The sequence below is a fragment of the Burkholderia alba genome, assembly GCF_034721475.1.
Lineage (GTDB): Bacteria > Pseudomonadota > Gammaproteobacteria > Burkholderiales > Burkholderiaceae > Burkholderia > Burkholderia alba.
In genome coordinates, this window is record NZ_JAWJWL010000158.1 from 1 (window position 1) to 688 (window position 688).

The following is a 688-nucleotide window of genomic DNA, read 5'->3' on the forward strand; positions in this document are numbered from 1 at the left end:
CAGGCGAAGCTCGCGCTGGTCCAGGCGCAGGGCGCGGAGAGCAACAGTTATCTGGCGCTGATTTCGGCGATGGGCATCTCGCCGCTGTCGAAGCCGAAGATCGCCGAGATGCCGGTGCGGCCGCTGTCGCCGGCGATGAACGAACCGGTCGAGCGGATCGTGTCGTCCGCGATCGCGCAGCGCCCGGACGTCCTGAGCGCCTATGCGATGGAGCGGGCCAATCTGGCGAAGATCAAGGCGGCCGAATCGGAGTTCATGCCGAAGGTGTTCCTGTCGGCGTCCGGTGCGTACAACACCAGCAGTACGTCGCTGTCGGCCGTGCCGGCGATCGGGCAGCAGTTGCCGANTCCTGAGCGCCTATGCGATGGAGCGGGCCAATCTGGCGAAGATCAAGGCGGCCGAATCGGAGTTCATGCCGAAGGTGTTCCTGTCGGCGTCCGGTGCGTACAACACCAGCAGTACGTCGCTGTCGGCCGTGCCGGCGATCGGGCAGCAGTTGCCGACGGTCAACCTGAGCGGCGGGCGTTACGGCGGCAGCGTGATGCTGGGGGTGACGATTCCGCTGTACGACGGCGGCCTGCGCTCGGCGGTGCTGGCGCAGGCGCGCAACGACGCGGACAGCGCGTCGACCCGGCTCGCCAGGAGCCGGGAGGAGGCGGTGCGGCAGATCGTCGGTGCGCAGAACACG

At 68.0% G+C, this 688-nt stretch carries 2 pseudogenes; both read left to right on the forward strand.

The window, feature by feature from the left end:
- Window positions 1-291, forward strand: a pseudogene (locus tag RZR99_RS32985) (TolC family protein); the annotation flags it as partial.
- Between the two features lie 64 nt (window positions 292-355).
- Window positions 356-688: pseudogene (locus RZR99_RS32990) on the forward strand (TolC family protein); the annotation flags it as partial.